This window comes from Bradyrhizobium sp. NBAIM08 (assembly GCF_020193935.1).
Classification (GTDB): Bacteria; Pseudomonadota; Alphaproteobacteria; order Rhizobiales; family Xanthobacteraceae; genus Bradyrhizobium; species Bradyrhizobium yuanmingense.
Window position 1 is genome coordinate 1 of the sequence record NZ_JADYVR010001022.1, and the last position, 399, is coordinate 399.

Consider the following 399-nt stretch of genomic DNA (forward strand, 5'->3'; position numbering starts at 1 on the left):
GTCTGGGGGAGATCGGCATCGAGCGCGACCTCGGCGCCAACCAGGATCAGCGGAGGAAGCTCGCGCTGGAAATCCTCGACGCGGATTAGTTCGAGACTTTCGAGGAGGCACCGCGCTCCTTCCGCGGCATCGCCGGTTCGGCACAGGGCGAATGCCATGTTCGTCAAGAGCTGGGCCAGCATGATGCCGGGCTCGCTCAGGTGCCGAGTGATCGTCAGCGCCTCGGTCAAGAGGGGTCGCGCCGTCGCGACGGCGCGGCGGAGATTGGCGAGGACGCCCAAACTGCCGATTGCCAACGCGAGGTGGAGCCGATCGCCGCTCCGGCCAGCCACCGCGCGCATCTCCTCGTAGCGCGACGCTGCGAGGTCGTAGTTCCCTCGGAAGAGGTCGACGTGACCG

At 67.4% G+C, this 399-nt stretch carries 1 protein-coding gene; it reads right to left on the minus strand.

Features of this window, described 5'->3' with window-relative positions:
* Window positions 1–230, minus strand: a 230-nt coding sequence (locus I6F37_RS43260) for a hypothetical protein (protein ID WP_225154874.1), incomplete at its 3' end; no start/stop codon positions are given.
* Window positions 231–399: the final 169 nt, after the last annotated feature.